The sequence below is a fragment of the Paraliobacillus sp. X-1268 genome, from assembly GCF_003426095.1.
GTDB lineage: Bacteria > Bacillota > Bacilli > Bacillales > Amphibacillaceae > Paraliobacillus_A > Paraliobacillus_A zengyii.
Genome location: NZ_QJSK01000002.1, coordinates 22,427 through 42,028, shown reverse-complemented (window position 1 = coordinate 42,028; position 19,602 = coordinate 22,427). Strand labels below are relative to the sequence as shown.

Annotated in this window: 18 protein-coding genes and 1 riboswitch; of the genes, 4 read left to right on the top strand and 14 right to left on the bottom strand. The window is 36.4% G+C overall.

What is annotated here, in order from left to right; genetic code table 11:
- Positions 1–4: 4 nt before the first annotated feature.
- Entirely contained in the window at positions 5–2,065 is a 2,061-nt protein-coding gene (locus tag D2K62_RS04865) for an efflux RND transporter permease subunit (RefSeq protein WP_117161026.1), read from the bottom strand.
- Between the two features lie 138 nt (positions 2,066–2,203).
- On the opposite strand from D2K62_RS04865, the gene D2K62_RS04860 reads away from it, so the two are divergent.
- Positions 2,204–2,773, top strand: a complete 570-nt coding sequence (locus tag D2K62_RS04860) for a TetR/AcrR family transcriptional regulator (RefSeq protein WP_117161025.1) — start codon at positions 2,204–2,206, stop codon at positions 2,771–2,773.
- 106 nt (positions 2,774–2,879) lie between these two features.
- On the opposite strand, the gene D2K62_RS04855 is transcribed toward D2K62_RS04860, so the two are convergent.
- The 11 genes from D2K62_RS04855 to D2K62_RS04805 form a co-directional block, all read right to left on the bottom strand.
- On the bottom strand, positions 2,880–3,317 hold the full coding sequence (locus D2K62_RS04855) for a GNAT family N-acetyltransferase (RefSeq protein WP_117161024.1): 438 nt from the start codon (positions 3,315–3,317) through the stop codon (positions 2,880–2,882).
- Positions 3,318–3,321: 4 nt separating this feature from the next.
- Positions 3,322–3,651, bottom strand: coding sequence for a nucleoside triphosphate pyrophosphohydrolase (locus D2K62_RS04850; RefSeq protein ID WP_117161023.1), 330 nt, complete (start codon positions 3,649–3,651; stop codon positions 3,322–3,324).
- Between the two features lie 31 nt (positions 3,652–3,682).
- Entirely contained in the window at positions 3,683–4,228 is a 546-nt protein-coding gene (locus D2K62_RS04845) for a nucleotidyltransferase family protein (protein ID WP_232827966.1), read from the bottom strand.
- A gap of 72 nt (positions 4,229–4,300) precedes the next feature.
- Positions 4,301–4,852, bottom strand: coding sequence for a nucleoside/nucleotide kinase family protein (locus tag D2K62_RS04840; RefSeq protein WP_117161021.1), 552 nt, complete (start codon positions 4,850–4,852; stop codon positions 4,301–4,303).
- A 368-nt stretch (positions 4,853–5,220) separates the two neighbouring features.
- Positions 5,221–6,057 (bottom strand): ABC transporter ATP-binding protein, encoded by an 837-nt coding sequence (locus D2K62_RS04835; protein WP_112182502.1) that lies wholly within the window; start codon positions 6,055–6,057, stop codon positions 5,221–5,223.
- Positions 6,057–7,091, bottom strand: coding sequence for a FecCD family ABC transporter permease (locus tag D2K62_RS04830; protein WP_117161020.1), 1,035 nt, complete (start codon positions 7,089–7,091; stop codon positions 6,057–6,059). The genes D2K62_RS04835 and D2K62_RS04830 overlap by 1 nt, the downstream gene beginning before the upstream one ends.
- Positions 7,088–8,128 (bottom strand): FecCD family ABC transporter permease, encoded by a 1,041-nt coding sequence (locus D2K62_RS04825; RefSeq protein ID WP_112182504.1) that lies wholly within the window; start codon positions 8,126–8,128, stop codon positions 7,088–7,090. The genes D2K62_RS04830 and D2K62_RS04825 overlap by 4 nt, the downstream gene beginning before the upstream one ends.
- Entirely contained in the window at positions 8,121–9,170 is a 1,050-nt protein-coding gene (locus tag D2K62_RS04820) for an iron-siderophore ABC transporter substrate-binding protein (protein WP_198671273.1), read from the bottom strand. The genes D2K62_RS04825 and D2K62_RS04820 overlap by 8 nt, the downstream gene beginning before the upstream one ends.
- 440 nt (positions 9,171–9,610) lie before the next feature.
- Positions 9,611–11,083, bottom strand: a complete 1,473-nt coding sequence (locus D2K62_RS04815) for a prolyl oligopeptidase family serine peptidase (protein ID WP_232827965.1) — start codon at positions 11,081–11,083, stop codon at positions 9,611–9,613.
- A 58-nt stretch (positions 11,084–11,141) separates the two neighbouring features.
- Complete coding sequence (locus tag D2K62_RS04810) at positions 11,142–11,660, bottom strand: VanZ family protein (protein WP_112182507.1); 519 nt, start codon at positions 11,658–11,660, stop codon at positions 11,142–11,144.
- Between the two features lie 141 nt (positions 11,661–11,801).
- Positions 11,802–13,232: a hypothetical protein gene (locus D2K62_RS04805; protein WP_117161018.1), complete on the bottom strand. Its 1,431-nt coding sequence runs from the start codon at positions 13,230–13,232 to the stop codon at positions 11,802–11,804.
- Positions 13,233–13,542: 310 nt separating this feature from the next.
- Between D2K62_RS04805 and D2K62_RS04800 the strand changes: the two genes are divergently transcribed.
- Entirely contained in the window at positions 13,543–14,052 is a 510-nt protein-coding gene (locus tag D2K62_RS04800; RefSeq protein ID WP_117161017.1) for a DoxX family protein, read from the top strand.
- A gap of 138 nt (positions 14,053–14,190) precedes the next feature.
- Here D2K62_RS04800 and D2K62_RS04795 read toward each other — a convergent pair whose 3' ends face one another.
- Positions 14,191–15,147, bottom strand: coding sequence for a glycine betaine ABC transporter substrate-binding protein (locus tag D2K62_RS04795; protein ID WP_232827964.1), 957 nt, complete (start codon positions 15,145–15,147; stop codon positions 14,191–14,193).
- Between the two features lie 157 nt (positions 15,148–15,304).
- Between D2K62_RS04795 and D2K62_RS04790 the strand changes: the two genes are divergently transcribed.
- Positions 15,305–15,646 carry a hypothetical protein gene (locus tag D2K62_RS04790; RefSeq protein ID WP_117161016.1) on the top strand — a complete coding sequence of 114 codons (342 nt, stop codon included), beginning with the start codon at positions 15,305–15,307 and terminating at the stop codon, positions 15,644–15,646.
- A 288-nt stretch (positions 15,647–15,934) separates the two neighbouring features.
- Here D2K62_RS04790 and D2K62_RS04785 read toward each other — a convergent pair whose 3' ends face one another.
- Complete coding sequence (locus tag D2K62_RS04785) at positions 15,935–18,016, bottom strand: pectate lyase family protein (RefSeq protein ID WP_117161015.1); 2,082 nt, start codon at positions 18,014–18,016, stop codon at positions 15,935–15,937.
- Between the two features lie 256 nt (positions 18,017–18,272).
- A riboswitch (cyclic di-GMP riboswitch) is annotated at positions 18,273–18,361 on the bottom strand.
- Positions 18,362–18,545: 184 nt separating this feature from the next.
- Between D2K62_RS04785 and D2K62_RS04780 the strand changes: the two genes are divergently transcribed.
- On the top strand, positions 18,546–19,595 hold the full coding sequence (locus D2K62_RS04780) for an ArsR/SmtB family transcription factor (RefSeq protein WP_117161014.1): 1,050 nt from the start codon (positions 18,546–18,548) through the stop codon (positions 19,593–19,595).
- Positions 19,596–19,602: the final 7 nt, after the last annotated feature.

Here is a 19,602-nt window from a genome sequence, read left to right as displayed (position 1 = left end):
CTTATTATTTCTTATGAAAATTTGCTTTCCAAGTTGTTTTATCAATAACTTTATCAAATACCAATAGCATCGCTGGAAGGAATAAAAGCACCATAATAAACGCTAATAGCGCTCCCCTTCCAAGTAGTAATCCAATCGAACCAACAATCGGATTACTCGACGTAATCCATAAAATAAAGCCAACACTTGATAAAATAGAAGCTGAAATCGCAATCGAGAAGATTTTCTCATCGATTGTTTTCTTGATTGCCTCAAGCGCAGTCATTTCCTTACGATTCTCTTTGTATGCTTCCATCAGAAGGATCGCATAATCAACTGTTGCAGCAAGCTGTACCGTGCTGACAATTAGATATCCCACATAGACTAGTGGGGAATCTGTAAAGTAGGGAACAGCTAAATTAATCCAAACAGCTGATTGAATCGTAAGCAGTAGGACAATCGGAATTGAAACGGATTTAAACGTAACTAATAAAACGATCGCTATTGCGATTATCGTCAATATGTTAACTAGTTTGTTATCCTCTTGGACGACATTTTTCATATCATATAAAGTCACACTTTCCCCGAGGGAATATGCATTATCATCATAATAGTTAGCAGCTGTCTCTTGAACAGACTCCACTAATGAAAAGGCCTTGTCACCTTCTGGACCTGCATCTGTATAAAGAATAATTCGACTGTAATTATCTGAATAAAATTGCTCTGTTATCGATTCATCCAAATACTCTGGAGGAATTGCCGAGCTAACTGTATTAACATAAGACAGAACAGTTGTTACCGATCCAAACGCTTCCAAATCTTGAACTAAATCTTCCTCTTTAGCAACATCGCCCTTTGGCACCAGTAACACCATAGAAGTATATTTACCAAATGCATCTTCTACTTCAATTTTATCACTACCAGCTCGTGTTTGTTCTGGTTGATCTCCGGTCCCGTAAGTAAACGTTGTATTACTTTGTGCTAAAAATGCCGGAATAATTAGTAGGAATACAAGTAGCAACACTGGTATTCTTACTTTCACCACACTATTACCGATTTTCCTCATGTTTGGCAGCAATGGTTTATGTTGCGTTTTATCAATCCATTTGTAAAACATAACTGTTAGCGCTGGTAAGAATATCATGACACTAAGAAAGCTTAATACAATACCTTTTACAAGGTTCAAACCTAAGTCTGAACCAATCTCGAAGTTCATAAAGGTAAGTGCCATAAAACCAAAAAATGTCGTGGCTGCACTAGCCGCAATTGCAGGGAAAGATTTCTTAATTGCAAACCGCATTGCTTCGGCTGGATCAGCTACTTTCTTCCGATAGTCGGAAAAACTATGCAATAGAAAGATCGCATAATCGAGCGATACCGCAAGTTGCAGGATCGGTGCAACGGATTGAGTAACAAATGATACTTCGCCGAAAAAAACATTTGTTCCTAAGTTGATTAAAACAGAGATTCCAATAGCTGTAAGAAAAAACAATGGTTCCAGCCAAGAAGTTGTTGAAATAACTAAAATTAAAATAATAATTGGTACTAACAATGCGGCAGCATACATCGATTCAGATCCTGCCATTTCCTGTGATATAGCAGTATCAAGTGCTTCTCCAGCCATCGCATTGTCTTCACCAATTAGTTCATAGATAGTATTCGTTACTTGTACTTCATCTCCATCTCGAATGCTGAAAGAAAAAATGGCTTTATCATCCTTATAATAGGTTTCCACCGTATCTTTATCAGCTAATTCTAATGGGGCTTTTATATCAATCGAATCATCTAACCACGTTACATCTTCCACACCATCGATCGCAGCAAGCTGTTCTTTAACTTGAAGTGCTTCTTGAACTGTAACATCGTTGATCATGACTCTAGTATCTGGAACTGCGCCATCGAACTCTTGCTCCATGACCTCCATTGCCTCAGTCGACGGGGCATCGTCTGGTAGATAATCTACCATATTGTAGTTAACAGACACAAAAGACTGTGAGAATACAGAAATGGCAGCAATCACCATAAAAGCAATAACTACTAATTTATTATGTTTAATTATTCGTGCTGCTATGTCGATCGAAATCATTCCCTTCTTGCATCTATTTCCTCATACAATTATAATGACACTGTGTTGGATTATCAACAAACAGTTTATTATCATATGTTTTTTGCACAACACAAATGCTTTTTTTGTTGAATAAGTAATAAATAGGAGTGATTTTCATTGAATTCTAAAATAGATCGAAGAAAAAAATATACGCGAATGGTTTTAAAGGAAAGTTTAATGAAATTATTAAAACAAAAATCAATTTCAACTGTTACAGTCAAAGAAATATGTGCGCTAGCAGATATTAATAGGTCCACATTCTATTCTCACTACCTTGATCAATTTGACCTTCTTACTCAAATAGAGGAAGAAATCATTGACGATATGAATGATAAGCTTATGTCATATAATCACCATCAAGATGAGGAATCGTTACAAATGACAGAAAGAATTGTCGAGTATGTTGCACAGAACAGTGATGTTTGCTTAACACTCTTTGGGGAGCACGGAGATTCCACCTTTAAAAAAAGAGTCATGGTTGTTGCAAGTGAGCATACTGTGAAAAACTGGTTATCCATCTATCCTATAGATCCAGAAATCTCTGAGTATGCTAGTATCTTCGCTATCAGCGGTAGTATTCACGTGTTAGAAAACTGGCTTAAAAACGGAATGGATAAATCACCAAAAGAAATAGCAGAACTTATTAATACCCTCACAAATAAAGGGCTTTCTTTTTTACAGAAATAAATTAAGTGCATTTTAAATAACATCTCTTTAATCCGTTATTTAAAATGCAAAAGTATCAGCACTTATTTTATCTACTTGTGTTAATCTAACTAACTGTTAATGATAATTATAATGGCCTACTCATAGTAATTGTTCTATTTTCAAACCCTAGGCCTTCATATATTTTAATTGCTTGATTTCCTTCAAATACACTTAATCGAACTTCTGAATAGCCTTCTTGTTTAAGTTGCTCAATACCAATTTTAATCAATTGTTTTGAAATGCTTTTCCCTCTATATTCATCTAAGACGAATACTTCATAAATAAATCCGATTGTTTTAATTGAAAACTGGTCTATGCTTCCTCCTAGAAGAATCCAACCCATTAATTCATTGTTTTCTGTTGCTATCAAATAGTAACTACCTTTTTTGAGGATCGATTCTATCAGTTCTTTTGCTTTTTCAAGCGTTGGTTTTGTTAGACCCAAAGTGCCTTCAAATAATGCTTGTGGAGAAAGTGCCACTATCTTTTCTATTTCCAACTCATTTGGTTTTCTTATATCCATTGACTTAACTCAACTCCTCGACATTAATTAGATATATTTGTTCATTAAACCCACCTCGTTCTTCAAGTTTCTTTTGCCTTATTCTTTCAATATCTTTGAACTCTTTTCCGTGAATTTTCGATAAGGCATGTATAATTTCGAGAACATCAGAAAGCTCTTCAATTGCTTCTTCGTCATTTTCCGTCTCTAGATATTCGTTCAATTCTTCTTTAAGCTTTGTTCTAAGTTCTCTATAATATTCTACTTGATTTAGCTTTTTGACTTTACACATTTGGCCATTTCGACTGATTAAGTCTGGGATTTTATCTCGAACAAGTTTATTATAAGTCTTCATCTACCTTCCTCCTTTTTTCTAAAGCTTCCTATTAGATTAATAATTTTGTAACGCTGTCCTTCACTTCAATTGGCAATGGCTGTTTCAGTGCTTCTTCTAACAATTGTGGATATGCTACGCCATTATTTCTTAAATAACGTTCAATGAGCAATGCTTTTTCCTGTTTATTTGGAATTAACCAGTATAGAATATACCAATCTTCGAGTGAACATAAAGGAATGTCTACTCCATTTATGTTTTTATGGGTAACAATAGAATCCTGGTTCAGTGATAGTTTATAAATCCCTTTCTCATGTTTTATTGCGAATCCACCCATGACATCAATATCAACACCGTTAATTTTATATTTCGAGAAATCCTTTGTATGATAAGGGTTTAAATTTAATGCTTCTTTCGGTTTCCCCATAGATAACATGACTTCATTTAATCTTATTACATTTGTTTCATCCACCAAAATATCTATATCATTGGGTTTATCAATTATTTTATAAAAGCTAAGCAGAAGTGATCCCCCAACTCCCCATGTAATATTCCTCCTTTCTAATCTGTCGCCAATAAAAGATAATGTATGTAGCATATTCATTCTCCTTATATTTCAGCTAGTTTTGTGTGTCCTTTATTAAATGATTGTAGGAATCCAGTTTTTCATTTATTTCCTTTTCTTTTCTTTTAACTTTAGAGTAATACTGTTTACAATTTCAGATATAGACAAAGTCCCATCCACAATAAACTCAGAATTCGGTTTTATCGTTTCTAGCATATTTAGATAACCTATTCTTCCTCTTCTAATATAATTATTCATATCCATCAAAATGTTTTTAACAGAACTATCTTTAAAATCCCTAGTTACTCTGCGTGCCATTGCAATATCTAATGGCGTATCAATAAACACGGCGAAATCAATATATTCACTTGTTTTAGAGTGCTTATAAGCATAAGGGAAATCGAGCAAAATGTAATCCAATGGTTCCATAAGTAACGTCTTTAAATCCTTAATTAGAGGTGACAAATTCCACTCATTAGGATTACATCCATTATTCATCCATTCTATAAAGTCATCAGGACCATCGAACTCGTAGTCATCAAAAAAGAGTGCTTTAACATTTGGTAAACTGCTATTCAAGTGTGACACTATTGTTGTCTTACCACCACCAGAAACCGAAGCAATTGCAATAACAATTGGATGTTTTCCTTTATTCATATAATCCTCCCGGTTAATGACATCCTTTAATAAACCACTACTTAATCGAACATTTTCATTTCATTTCTGGAAACCAGATGTCCACCTATGAGGTTCATAGGTTGTGAAGAAAAAATTTTTAAATAAAATACCTCTGTCAATTATATCATGATATAACCCCGATACGTCTTAGGGATGAGACCTTCCTGTCTATTTGATTTGTATCAAAATTGAGTTTTTTAAATCATAAGACGGAGGAAAATAGCTGATAAAAAAGTGCCAATTTCTATTAATATAGAAGATTGGCACTTTCAAATAGAATTTAACATCACGTTGTTAAAATATTGATACGGTTAATATTCCTTATTTTTACTAATAAACAAATGAAATCAGTTGTTGAATGCAGACAACTCTTCACAACCAATTCTATCAACATGATGTCGTCCAATCGGTACCACAAAAGGAGAGCCTGAAACTGGGTCTATTATCACCGTGCAATATAGATCAAAAATATCTTTAATCAATGTACTTGTAATAACATGTGATGGAGCACCTTCAGATACAAGCTTTCCTTGATGTAGTGCAAAAATATTGTCTGCATATCTCGCGGACAAATTAATATCATGAAGTACCATTACAATCGTGGTACCATGTTTTTGGTTAAGGTCTGTCAGCAGGTCCAGAATTTCTACTTGATAGGTGATATCTAAGAAGGTAGTCGGTTCGTCGAGAAATAGAATATCAGTTTGTTGAGCCAGAGCCATTGCTATCCAAACACGCTGTCTCTGACCACCTGAAAGTTCGTCAATGTGATGATTGGCAAGTTCAGTAATATTCATGATTTCCATAGCTTCAGCTACTGCCTCATAATCCTTTTTTTTCCATCCACTAAACAGGGATTGATGTGGAAACCTTCCTCGTCCAACTAAATCTGCGACAGTTATTCCTTCTGGGACAATAGGAGATTGTGGAAGAAGCCCTATAGTACGAGCTAATTCTTTAGTAGGGATTTTGCTTAGTGACTTTTCATCAAGGGTCAATTTACCTGATATAGGTTTGATAAGTCTGGCCATTGTTTTAAGAAGTGTAGACTTTCCACAGGCATTTGCCCCAATAATAACACTAATTTTATTACTGGGAATGACAAGACTTATTCCTTGGATAACTGCTTTATTATCATAGCCTGCAACGATTTCTTCACCTTTGAAAACATGTGTCGGTTTCATTATAAATCTCCTTTTCGATTCATTCGGATTAGCAAGTAGAGCAGATATGGCGCTCCAAGTATTCCCGTTACAATACCGACAGGATATCTGACTTCAAACGCAAATTGACCGATTAGATCTGCTAGCAAAACTAAGTTCACACCAACTAGACCCGCCGGAATTACGTTCGAAAAACCAACTCCGACTAGTCTTTTTGCGATTGGTCCTGATAGGAAAGCGACAAATGCGATCGGACCAGTAGTAGCAGTAGCCAGAGCAATCATACAGACGGAACTAACAATAAGTGCAATTCGAGTCTTATCTGTATGAACTCCAAGAGAAGTCGCAGATTGTTCTCCGAGCTCCAACATGCTTAGATTTTTTCTTAGCACTATAATGATAGGTGCAAAGATCAGAACCGTAATAATAAGGGGCGGAAGTTCGTGCATTTGAGAACCATTAAGGCTCCCGCTAAGCCATCTAATCGCTGCGGGTAGATCTTGTTCTGCTCCAACAAGCATCAGGTATGATACCACTGCATTAAGCATAGCCTGTACGCCAATACCAATAAGGATTATTCGACCTACTGAAAATGACTTTCCTCTAGATAATATATAAATCACTAAGACTGTAGCAAGACCAGCGAGCACTGTAGCAATAGAAACAATAGCACCGCTTGTTTGAAGAATGATGATGCAAAAAACTGCCGCTGCGCTTGAACCGGAGGTAATACCTATTACATCCGGACTTGCAAGAGGGTTACGCAACATCGTTTGAAATGTATTTCCAGCAACGCCAAAAGCAAATCCAGCAAAAAGACCTGCCAGCATTCTCGGTAGACGTATCGTATTAATTGCAAAAGATGCACCTTGCGTTTGCTCTCCCAAAAGTGTTCGAACTACAACATCAATAGGATAAATGGTGTTTCCGAGTATCAGCATGGCACAGCATAGAATCATTGAAAGTAACACTAGAAAACCGGTTACAAGTATCCAGCGGCGGCGTCTTTGACGTCTACCTGCCATAATATATTTAATTGAATTATTATTTTTCATAATGATCGCACTTTCAATCTCATGGCTAATATTATTAATAACGGCGCTCCTATAAACGCTGTAACTACACCGACTTCAAGCTCTCCAGGGTTACCAATGAGCCTCCCTGTTACATCTGATACTGTCAAAATGACTGCCCCTGAAATTGCTGACAAGGGTATAACGTAACGCAGATCTGGACCAAGCGTAAGGCGTATGGTGTGAGCTGATAAAAGTCCGATAAAACCAATCGGCCCTGCTAGTGCAGTAGTAGCCCCGCACAAAAGAACAGCTGCAACAGCTGCAATAAGCCTTAATGTTCCTGTTCGAACGCCCAATCCACTCGCCAATTCGTCTCCGAGTGCCAGCGCATTTAGCGCAGGAGCAGTAATAATCGCTATTACTATTCCGATTACCAAAAACGGAGCGAAAGTAGCTATAGAACTCCAGTTTGCTGCACCAACGCTACCCACTTGCCAAAATCTGAATTCATCCATGACATTAGTCCGAGAAATCATGATGGCAGTAATCAACGAAGAAAGGGCTGCGCTCGTTGCAGCTCCCGCTAGAACAAGTTTAAGGGGAGTGGCTCCGCCACGCCCCATAGAACCGATTCCAAACACAAAGACGGCCGTAATTGCAGCCCCAGCTAAAGCTAGCCATATGTATTGATTTGCTGTAGTTATGTTTAAGAAGGCAATGCCGCAAACAACAAACAATGATGCACCTGTGTTCACTCCGAGTATACTTGGATCTGCGATCGGATTTCGAGTTACTGCTTGCATAAGTGCTCCGGAAACGCCGAGTGCAGCACCACAAAATAGGCTAAAAATGGTTCGTGAAATCCTCTTACGAACTACGTTTGCCCCATAGGAATCTACATTTTTGTGAAATAAACCATCTATTAATTCATTAAACCCCACTGGTCGAGAACCCAAGACCAGTGAGGCTATCACGCATAAAGTCAACAACACAATAGAGATTACCAGTAATGCTTTGAAATGTCGCGGAACATGCGGGTTAAGCCATTTCTTTTTTGAATCTACTAAACTACTCATCGATCTTTTCTATAGCTCCCCCAATTAATTCTAGGTACTCATCAATAGTATAAGCAATAGAAAGCGGTGTTGGGGTACCAGCTGCCGCTAAAGCCGTATTATCACCAATAAATGCAACAGAGTCTCTTTCAATTGCCGGGATTTTCCCAAGAAGTGGATCGTCTTGTATTGCTTTATAGGATTCATCACCATAAGTAACTAATATATCAGCATCGTTCAGGATGTCTGCGTTCTCAGCGCTTACTGTCAAATAGAAACTATCTGGATCCTCAATCGCATTCAATACACTTTCAGGATACTCCATTCCTAGCTCAATCAGGAACTCAGCACGAGGATCTGCAGGTGTATACACAAATAATTCAGACAAGTCACCAGGCGTGAAGGCGATAAAAACAGCTTTTAAACCTTCTATTTCAGGATATTCACTTGCTTTTTCCTGAATTAAATTTTCTGTATCCTCAATAAGTTGTTCACCTTCTTCTTTCATCCCCATACCTGTTGCATTTAACATTACTTGCTCGCGCCATGTAGTAATCCATGGATCTGTCTCATAAGCTACAACTGGAGCAATTTCACTTAGAATATCGTAGTCTTCCTGTGTGATACCGGAATAACCCGCAAGAATTACATCAGGGTTTGAATCTGAAATTGCCTCAAAATCCAGGCCGTCTGTATCTTGATAAATATTAGGGTCATCTTCGCCAAGTTCCTCAAGTTTTTCAGCAGTCCAAGGCAACATGCCACTGTCATCTTGAACACCGTAATTTGCCGCTGAGAATCCGACAGGTACAACGCCCAGATCAAGAGCAACATCATGATTACCCCATTGAATAGTAGCAACGCGTTCAGGTTTACTTTCAATTACTGTTTCGCCAAAAGCATGTTCAATTACAATCGGGTATTCTGAGGTCTCTTCTGTATTAGCCGAAGCACTCTCCGTTTGTGTTGAATTGGAGTCTTCAGTTGAGCAGCCAAATAGTAGTAACATACTCATAGCCGAAAGAAATAAAGTTGTTATTGACGTTTTTCGTTTTGTATTCATTTGCATATCCATCCTTATCCTGTTTTGATTTTGAAAATTTCGCTGACACCTTTACTGACATAAACTATTATGTACTATATAAGAGCTTTGTTTTCTACCCAAGTATTATTATCCATTCGGGTTTTCTCTATGTTAACGTGCATTGTTACTCTAGTTATCTTACAAGCCACAAGATCAGCAGTAACGGGTAATTCTTAATTAGGAGTTACTTAAGTTAACTGATAATGATTATCATTGTTAATGATATACACACTATCCCATATTGTCAATGAAAATTTAACAGAATATTTAAAATCAAGTTAGTCCGAAGATCAGCAGATTTATTCAAAATAGACTCTCAACTGATGATCTTTTATATAGTACTTTTTTTCTATGATAGTAAATTTTAAGAGACTGCTTCAATTTAATGAAACAGCCTCTTATTTGTTAAGAATACAGTCTTAATTTTTATTATTTAATTCTCGTTTTCGCTTTTGCACAATTATTAACATTCCAGCTATCATTATCACTAACACACCTAGCAATAGGTAATTAAATGTACTTGTTGCTGTGTCTGGTAATTCATTTCCGGATTTCTCTGCTTTATCTCTATCATCTTTATTCGTTACAAGCATTTGGTTACCAAGCCATTCCATTATTGTTGTTGTTTTCCCATCAATTTCTGTTGTTGGATCATTGTTATAAACATGGATCCATGAAAAGTGGCCCTGGTAATCATATGGATTACCATTTTCATCAGTGTACAATCCCGTTTGATCAACAACATTTTCATATAAACTTAGGTGAACATCTGCACCAGTTGCTACTAATCGATCATATGTTGGAACAACTGTTGTATTAGGATCAACAACTGTATCACTTTTAGCATGAACAAACCAAATTGGTGTTTTAGCTAAATTATCGATATCGGCATCCGTAATTAATACGTCATCCAATGCTTCACATGTCGGAATACCCGCTGCAAAGTAACCTGGATAATCACGAAGCATAAGCATTGTCATGTAGCCGCCATTTGAAGCTCCACCGATATAGATTCTGTTAGGATCAATATCAGGATTCTTCGCAATGTGACCTTCAATTAAAGCCATCAATGCTTCTTGATAAATAGAAGTACCGTCTCCGAACTCAGTATGATCATCCATCCACATTGTCGGCGTTTGTGGTGCTAAAACATACGCGTTATCAAGATCTCCTTGAATGTTATCTGTGATAAAGTTAACTACTTTGTTGCCACCAATAGCAACGGTTGGATCTGTTCCACCTTCAGCTGCACCATGTAACCAAATAAATAATGGGTTTTGTTCATTATCTTTTTCTGGTGAATAATTTGCGTAAGATAATGTAACGTCATCATATATAGCTTCACCTGTGTTAAATTGATCAACTAGAACGCGAGTTTCATTTGCTAAAGTATTAATAATTAGACCAGAAATAGTATTCGGACCTGACACGATATCTTCAAGTTGTGAAACAGTATAACTGTAGTCTATCCAGTCATTATGACCCGTCGTCGCAAAATCATAGTTCATTGCGTTACCTAATGTAACCGTTGGACCAATTTCCATTTCTAAAACCACATAATTACTTGTTCCTTCTTCTACTATAATTCCTTCAGCGTCAGAAAGATAAGCACTTGTTACTGTTCTAGTACCCTCAGCAACTGTTGAAGGTTCCGCTCTATCGTCTGTTAATACGACATTGACATCAAAAGTGTCTACCGTAACTGAATCAGCTGAAACCTCAGCACCTAAATTAATAATTACTTTTGTAATCGCTGGTCCCCAATCTTCTATTTCGATAACGGTACTATATGTTAGTGGTGTACTTTCTGATTCTGCAGCCGTTACTTTAAAGTGATAACTAGAGAAAACCAAAGCAAAACCAGCTATCAAAAATACAATGGTGAAAATCACTTTTTTCTGGCCTATATTCGTTTTCCCAACTCCCTTTACTTATTTTGGGTTAATTGTTTTAAGGTTTTTTTAGCCATTTCAAAATAAAATAACCAAGAAAAATTCCAACGAAATTTAAAATCCAATCGTCAATATCCACAGTTCGTGTAACATAACCTATTTCATGGAAGAATAACTGACCCATTTCCATAATAACCGGAACAGTTGCAGAAAACAGTATCGCATGCTTTACTGCGATCCGTTTGTAGCCAAGCCATAATCCTATTGGGACAGTAACGACTATATTTCCTAATAAATTAATCGCAATAATGCGTAAAGGTAAGAAACCTTCTAACAATTGGTTAACATATAATGCAATAGTTTTGAAGGGGATAAAATTATAGGACTGATTAGCCATTACATAACCAGGATCAAGCCATAACAAATAAACTAAGATAACTGTATACAAAAGCATCGTTGTATTTATGATTTCTATTTTTAGAGTTTTAAAAGATTTTGTTGAAAATTTAATGATTATGTATAGCACTATGATTGGTAAACCAAATACAATACCAACTTGAAAGATAGTTTGCAACATTTTAATTCCTCTTTCTTAATTCATTTGTTTTAACTATTCTAGCATAAAGATTGAAATTATTTCTTCAACACTTTGCTCAACCTGCGCAAAAAGCTGAACCCGCGATACTAGGTTCAGCTCATTCCTTACTATTTTCATCTATTACAAAAAGATTAATAAGGCTAACAATGTTGACACTACCAGACCTATCATAACTGGACCAAAGTTTTTTCGCACTAGCTCCATTACTGGGACCCCACAAAATCCCGCTACAGCTACGAGAGAAGACCATGCAATAATTGTTCCTCCCCCAGTCCAAATGGAGCCCATTTGACCAATTGCAGCAAGAGTTGTAGGGTCAATTGAGCCATTTGCAAGCGCTCCGGATAATGCACCAGTTAAGGGTAAACCGGAAAACCCAGATCCATCCAATCCGGTAATAATACCAATTACCAAAACACTAAATGCTGCTAAAACCGCACTTTGTGGTAAAAAGCTTTGGCTTGATTGTACTAAATCAAACAGTAATGCCGGTGGATCACCATCACCAATCGATAAGATACTTCCAGCAAAATCAGAACTTCCTAAAAAGAAAAAACCTGCAATTGGAATTACTGGCCCCATTGCCTTAAATGCAAACACAAAGCCTTCAATAATATGCTCACTAATATAGTCTAAAGCTCGATGTTGACCAAAAGCGACTGTAGAAAGCAGTAGAAGTATTACAGCTACTCCACCTATAAAGGCAGCACCATCTCCTCCTTCAAATCCTCCCATACGTCCACCAGTTAATTTAGTTGATATCATGAAAATCATAACGATCAGCATTGAAATAGGAACTAGTACAGCGAATATTTTACTCCACATTGGCAGGTGCTTACTTTCCGTTTTCTTAGTATTTTCCTCTTTTAATCCTTGCATAGTTGCTAATTCCTTATCAATTTCGGGATCATTTTTCATCCGCATTGATTTCCTGTTAAAGAAATAAGCTAGAACTATCGCTATTCCCCCGGTAATAAACGATAAAATTAACGCTTGGTCTACTAAACTAGATGTTTCAACACCTGCTGCTTTAGCTGACAGCCCTGGTGCAACTTGAATAATGTAGTCTGATGATAACGCCATACCTTGCCCCGCAAGAGCAACAGCCATTGCCGCTACCATAACTGGCAATCCCGAACGAACTGCAGCTGGAACTAATAATGCGCATATAAGTGGAACTGCTGGTGTAGGCCAGAAAAACAATGAAATAACATAGGTAACGCCTATTAAAACAAAAAATGCAACATGGCCATTAATCATGAATTTTTCAATTGGTTTAATCATACGGATGTCTACACCTAAATCCTTCAATGAATGCAACAAAGCAACCATAAATGTAATAATAAGAAAGATATTAAATAACTCTTTAGCCGCCACAAGGTTCGCATTGAATGTCGCAGTAAAACCGTCAACAATACTTCCTTGATAGATCCATGCGACCAAAAACGTTCCAAGTATTGTAGGAAGTACAACACCTTTTCGAAAAATCATTGTAATAATTATTAATAATGTAAACAAACCATATATCCAATGGGAAATAGTTAATTCCACTTGCTTTCCCCCCTTAAAGTTTAACTGTGCTATAGCCTATGCATACAGGGGTGAGTCGGTGACGCGTCCATTGTATCGATCATTCCAAAGGAAAAACGCTTTTTTAAATGATCAAAGCCTCGATTGTCAATAGATAAAATAAGTGTTCACGGACTTGTCAAAATTTTGTTAACTAATTGTGAAGTATTGAACAAAACTATTTTACATACTTTTTAAACATGTTAATATACAAATATAGAAAACAAACAAGATATCTTGAATCACATTATGTGAATTGTTGAACAAAAAAACTAATTTAGGAGTGGTTATCATGTTGGAACTTTTAAGAAGAAATAATATCATTAGTGGTGTATTAGCAATTATTAGAGTTTATATTGGTTATTCTTGGATTACAGGTGGATGGGGTAAAATTACCGGCGGTGGTTTTGATGCTAGTGGATTCATACAAGGTGCTATTGCAAACTCTACAGGTGAAAATCCAACTGTACAAGGCTGGTGGGCAGCATTTTTAGAAAACGTTGCTTTACCAAATGCAGAGATATTCTCATTCTTAGTTATGTGGGGTGAGGTACTAGTTGGGGTAGCGCTGATTCTTGGGTTATTCACTAACTTCGCCGTACTAATGGGTCTGATAATGAACTTCTCATTCTTATTCAGTGGCACAGTAAGCACTAACGGGCAAATGATCCTTCTAGGTATCTTCGTTCTTGTTGCTGGAGCAAACGCTGGGAAATTTGGGTTAGATCGTTATGCAATCCCTTATCTAAAAGGCTTAATTAATCAAAAACAAACGCGTTCAAGTAAAACCGCTGAAGTATAACACCTATAAAATGCATGGATCAAGTTGATCCATGTATTTTTTGCTTTTTTCTTTTAAATTCCTCTGACATTGCAAATGCCTCCCTTAAAATTAAGGGAGGTATTTTAGTTTCGTATGGTATTCAACTATTAAATGTAATTACTCTGCTGGTTCAAGGTCTTCAATAGAATCAATGTCCATATATGCAGGAACAACTAGACCATTCCTAGCACCTGTTAAGTTTTCTCCTAGGTCTACAAACTCACCTTCATATTCTTCATAGAAGGAAGCATGAGTTGCAGGCAACCATGGAGCAACAGAAGCATCAGCATCACCTGTTGCAATTGCTTGAAACATTACAGAAGGATCAACAGGGGTAAGTGTAACATCATAACCTTGTTGTTCTAATACTAGTTTAACAACATTGGCGGAAGCACGTTCCGAATCCCAAGGAGTTAATGCTAACTCAATTGGAGTACCATCTACTGGCTCTGTACCTTCTGTCCATGAATTAACCGTATCCTCGTTTTCATCTATCCACTGTTGGGCTGCTTCTTCAAATTCTATATCCAGGGCAGCAAGCATGACCTCTTCAATGTCTTCTGGTTCCCAGTGGAAGCTATCAAGGATGGCATAAGCATCTGGCATATCATCTTCCAGACCTTCTCTTACTATTGTTGCTATATGTTCTACGTCACCAAAAACACCGTTTGGATCTTCTAATATCTTTATGTCATATTGTGAAAACATGTAGTGAGGTGTCCATCCAACAACAACAATTGGCTCCTCATTTTCAATAGCGCTATCTAATGCTGTTAACATAGATGCCGTTGAAGATACTTCATGCTCCCAACCAGAAAGATTTTCATATTCAGTTAAAGCATTATCGGCTTGTTGCGTAATTCCAGCACCAGGTTCAATGCCTGTAAGAGTGTAATCTACTTCCTCACCAACATTTGTTGTAGTCTCATTTTCACCGTTATCTGAACTTTCTGGTCCGCAACCTGCAGCTACAAGAGATAATGATACACCCGCAATAATCCCTAGTTTTTTCCACTTTAAATTTGTTCTTTCTTTTAACCTTATCTTTTCGTTAAAAATTATTATAATTTTCAAATAATTAAGAATAAAAATAAACTTTACAAAAAATAAATTCGTTAATTTATTGCTAAGACTTCCTACATTATATCCCCACTCAATTGGAAGGTTATACTGCTTACTTTTTTTCTCAGATAAAGCCCTTACACTTGATGAGATGAAAGAAGAGCTAGGAATGAGGAAAGCAAGTATGAGTCTTGCGGTGAGAAGCTTACTTGATTTAAATATGGTTGAAAAGTCTTGGATAAAAGGTGTGAGGAAAGATTTATATATTAAGTGGCGACCAGCCGTTACGATGAATACTACGGCGATCGAAAAAACGATCACTGAATTACAGGAACTACTTACTAACTCAGATTCTTCTAAAGAAGTTTTTGAGCATGCTCAAAATGACATTAACAACCTTCAAAATTGGCTTGGTTATTTTGATTGGCTCAACAGACTAATCGATAGTTTTGAAACACAGGAAATATTTGATTTCATTCCAATCGATAAAAAGGACGATCCAAAAGAATAACTTTAAGCGACTTTACTAGCTTGACTTTTCAATCAAGTAGCTGTGAAAGGCTTTAAGAAAAGAGACACAACTAGCTTACTATGCTAGATGTGTCTCTCTTCTGTATATGTACTTTAACTATGCTGAGGACTTTCCATCTTAATTTAAAAATGCATGAGGGATAAATTGAGAAGAGGAACAGACTTTTACACCATTTTTATTTTTGTACTGTTTTTAACGCTAATTAATTTTTAATGACAAAAAAGTTGCCAACCATATCAGTTGACAACTTTTTATATAAGTAGACTTTTAGCGTAGGTCCATGTAATACAGATTTGCCACGTCATCTTTCGTAATAACATGATCGCCCGACTTAAGTGATACTATGACAATTCCATCTCTCATTTGATGAATTATTCCATCTATCTTGATTTCTGCATCATCTCCAGTATTAAACACTAAAGTTAATGTTGACTCTTCTGAAGTTGTAAACGCAATCCTTGTTGAACTCTCAATTTTTAGACTCTGCGTTAGTGTTAAGCCGCTATATTCTACTGTTCCTTTACTTGATGATAGATTTCCTTCGATCGTAAAGAAATCGCTATCCTTTCCATCAGTCGTGAAATTATGAGAATACTCTCCAGTTACTGGCTCCGTTGGGTTGGGATCTGTTGGGTCTGTTGGAGTTGGGTCTGTAGGCATTTCTATTGAATTCCCTCCTACAGATATAAGGCTTGTTGTATAATTTTTTATTTTTGTCATAAGTTCTGAGTTAAGTTTATATGATTTATCATCAACTGCATCATTAAACTCCCATGTGAAGTCTCCGTTATTTAGGCGACCAGATTCTTCTTTAACAATTTGTTCTACAGCACTTACTTCATCAATAGCCGATACATTTACGCCCATATCTATACTAGTATCAAAGTTATTATAAGTTGTTCCCCCTACTAGTGTTTTGTATGTGCTTGGTACCGTTTCGTTTCTAGACGATGCTAGGTATGCGTCAAATGAACTTGTATTAGCTGAAGCTGTTCCTTCATTTGAATTTGCGTAAATTAAACTTGTAGCATCAACAATTGTATTATTGTATGCTTTAATCATTCCTCCATCTTCATCAGAGAATGTACCACTCCCTAACGTATCAGTACCCTGTAAGGAACTCATCATAGGATATTTTGCATTTCTAAAATAATTGGATTCTACAAACGCCGAACCACCTGTTGTCACCCCAATTCCATATTTCGAGATTCCATCAAAAAAGTTATTATACACATGTACAGATGCCACTCTTATACGTGGATGGCGAGAGTCTGAATGGTCAAACCAGTTATGGTGAAAGGTTACAAAGAACTCTGATGATTCACTCAACCCGACTAGAGAAGATTTTCCTGAATCCCAGTAATGATTGTGGGAAATTGTAATATTTGTTGAACCTTTCTTAAGGTCTGTTGAACCATCACCTTTTGACTGGTCAGAATCTGATCCTGCAGTTCCATAGAATAGATCATTATGATGGACCCAAACATTCACATTATCTGTATCAAGTGAAATTGCATCGTCAGGGAATAAAGCCATGCCTAAGTTTCTAATTTCTAGATTACCAGTATATCTCGCTAGTATTCCCCATCCATAGGCATACGTATCTTCTCCGATACCTTCTAAAGTAATATTCATTTCTGAATAACTTGTATTACCTTTCACTTCAAGGTAACCATTACTATTAAGTTGTCCACTCATGTTGTCATCAGTAATTTTGCCAATAAACCGGATTGCAAGTGGTGTTTTATCATATCCCTTTTTTCTTAATGATAAAATTTCTCCTATACCAACTCCCGTTTCCTTATCACCTGAGCTATTGATTATTACTTCTTGCTTAACTGTTGTTGCAGTCTCAGATGTTACATAAATAACTTGAGCTCCTTCCCTAAGTGTCCCATCCTCATTATAAGCTCCTGAAGCTGTGCCATATTGTGAGTTCCCTGCAAAGGCAAATCCAGATCTGTCATGTTCCTTTACGGAAAGTGTATTTGTGTAATCGCTTACACTAGAGCCATCTTTAAGTAAACCGTCCACTTTCATTACATAATCTCCAGCTGCAAGACCTACGGCGTCAGCTCTCCAATAAGAAGCGTAGTTACGAATTAAATCATTGTCAATTTGTTGATATTGAGAATCTGGAGCGCTTGCAGGTTTAATATATACATTATATCCTTCTGCATTACTTATAGGTGACCACTCTACATATGCAGTTTCAAACCAAGCCCCACTGTTAGATATAGAAAGACTTGCAGCACTTACTGTCTGATTTGCGAATCCGACCGTCACCAAAGATAGTATAAAAGAATACAATAAAAAACGCGTAAATACCTTTGTGATTACATTCTTCATTAAAATCCCTCCAATGTTTTAAATTTTCATACCCTGACCTTACCACCATGACTCTATTTTCATATGGCTTAACTTCTGCCTTAATAAGTTGATCTTGTTCATTCACCTCCTTAAACGAAAACCTAAGTTCTCATTTCATAGTAAGTGCAATTTTCAAAACCGTCTCGACAGAGCAAAAAAACTAACGACTTCTTGTCATTAAGTTGCATTACAAAAACAACACAAGTCATTTGATTAAATAACTATAGTCATTAATATGTGCAACCCGACGATCATAGAAAATTACTTTACCTTAGATTCGTAGCTTTGCGTCCCTATTTTTCAATAGGTTTGCCAAATATAATATTATGTTTTTCTTGGCATTATTAATTTTAACAATTTTTTCTATAATAAGTAAATAATTAGATAGTACTGTTTTTACTGGAATTATTCTTTTATTCTGTAATATTTGAATTTAAAATTTTAAATATGTTGAATTTAATGTTCTAATAATTTAGAATTAAATTATATTAGAAAAAGAGGTGCTTTAATGGATATTTTAAATACCACAAGTAGAAAAAGAGAGACCTATGAAGTTCAACTCGAATATTCGTTACTTTGGGAATGTGCATTAGGGATTGCTGCTGTGACAAACAGTCCTTTAATTAAGACTTTAGAAAGGCCTCAAGAATATTGGAAACAAGTAAAAAGCTCTATCTCGGATGACTTATTAGATCACCTAGCCACCGTGGAAGAGAAAAACACTTGGAAGTCTTTATTACAGCTGCTTCACCAAGAAGAATTTACTGAAATCAAGCATTTCATTTCATACATTTCAGAGCTATCTGAAACAGATTTAAAGTATATTTGTCTACCTTTCATCGGCCAGAAATATGACGAAATAAGGCTAAGGGCGGCAATCGGACAACACGTCGCAGCAACCGAATTAATGACGTTAACAAAAGACAACCCTTTTTTTCCTACTTATATCGAATTTATTTGCGATGTAAATGCTGCTTATTTAAAGGAGCATCTCATTGCTGTTATGAAAGGCTGGTTCGAACAGGTTATTAAAAATGAAAAACCAGAAGAGGTTACTACCTATCTAAAAACGGATTTAGAATCAAAAATTCACATGTCTAAGCGGATGTCTCCTGAAGCGTTGGTAGAATGGGCAACTGGTGGGATTATCTATTTACCAGAGCCAAGTATCGGTAGAGTCTTGCTAATTCCACAATATGTTTATCGACCTTGGAATATTGAAGCAGATATAGAAGGAACAAAAGTTTTCTACTATCCGATAGCAAATGAAAGTATATTTCCTAATAAACCGCATATCCCTAATAACTTTCTAGTTCTGAGATATAAAGCTCTAGGTGATGAGGTTAGACTCCGTATGATCAAACTATTATATGAAAATACCTTAACATTACAAGACATCACAAATGAACTAGACATAGCAAAATCTACGGTTCATCATCATCTCAAAATCCTTAGGTCAGCTAGATTAGTAGAGATAGTGAATGGAGTGTATTGTTTGAAGCAAAATGCACTAAAATCATTACCAAAAGAGATGGAACAATATCTAAATCCAAGATAAGGGGAAC

Excerpts from the sequence above, each read along its gene's own strand:
- D2K62_RS04865 (WP_117161026.1), bottom strand. The coding sequence starts at position 2,065 with ATGATTTCGATCGACATAGCAGCACGAATAATTAAACATAATAAATTA.
- D2K62_RS04825 (WP_112182504.1), bottom strand. The coding sequence starts at position 8,128 with ATGAGTAGTTTAGTAGATTCAAAAAAGAAATGGCTTAACCCGCATGTT.
- D2K62_RS04840 (WP_117161021.1), bottom strand. The coding sequence starts at position 4,852 with ATGAATAAAGGAAAACATCCAATTGTTATTGCAATTGCTTCGGTTTCT.
- D2K62_RS04800 (WP_117161017.1), top strand. The coding sequence starts at position 13,543 with ATGTTGGAACTTTTAAGAAGAAATAATATCATTAGTGGTGTATTAGCA.
- D2K62_RS04835 (WP_112182502.1), bottom strand. The coding sequence starts at position 6,057 with ATGAAACCGACACATGTTTTCAAAGGTGAAGAAATCGTTGCAGGCTAT.
- D2K62_RS04820 (WP_198671273.1), bottom strand. The coding sequence starts at position 9,170 with ATGAATACAAAACGAAAAACGTCAATAACAACTTTATTTCTTTCGGCT.
- D2K62_RS04785 (WP_117161015.1), bottom strand. The coding sequence starts at position 18,016 with ATGAAGAATGTAATCACAAAGGTATTTACGCGTTTTTTATTGTATTCT.
- D2K62_RS04810 (WP_112182507.1), bottom strand. The coding sequence starts at position 11,660 with ATGTTGCAAACTATCTTTCAAGTTGGTATTGTATTTGGTTTACCAATC.
- D2K62_RS04790 (WP_117161016.1), top strand. The coding sequence starts at position 15,305 with ATGAGGAAAGCAAGTATGAGTCTTGCGGTGAGAAGCTTACTTGATTTA.
- D2K62_RS04850 (WP_117161023.1), bottom strand. The coding sequence starts at position 3,651 with ATGAAGACTTATAATAAACTTGTTCGAGATAAAATCCCAGACTTAATC.
- D2K62_RS04830 (WP_117161020.1), bottom strand. The coding sequence starts at position 7,091 with ATGAAAAATAATAATTCAATTAAATATATTATGGCAGGTAGACGTCAA.
- D2K62_RS04845 (WP_232827966.1), bottom strand. The coding sequence starts at position 4,228 with ATGCTACATACATTATCTTTTATTGGCGACAGATTAGAAAGGAGGAAT.
- D2K62_RS04780 (WP_117161014.1), top strand. The coding sequence starts at position 18,546 with ATGGATATTTTAAATACCACAAGTAGAAAAAGAGAGACCTATGAAGTT.
- D2K62_RS04855 (WP_117161024.1), bottom strand. The coding sequence starts at position 3,317 with ATGGATATAAGAAAACCAAATGAGTTGGAAATAGAAAAGATAGTGGCA.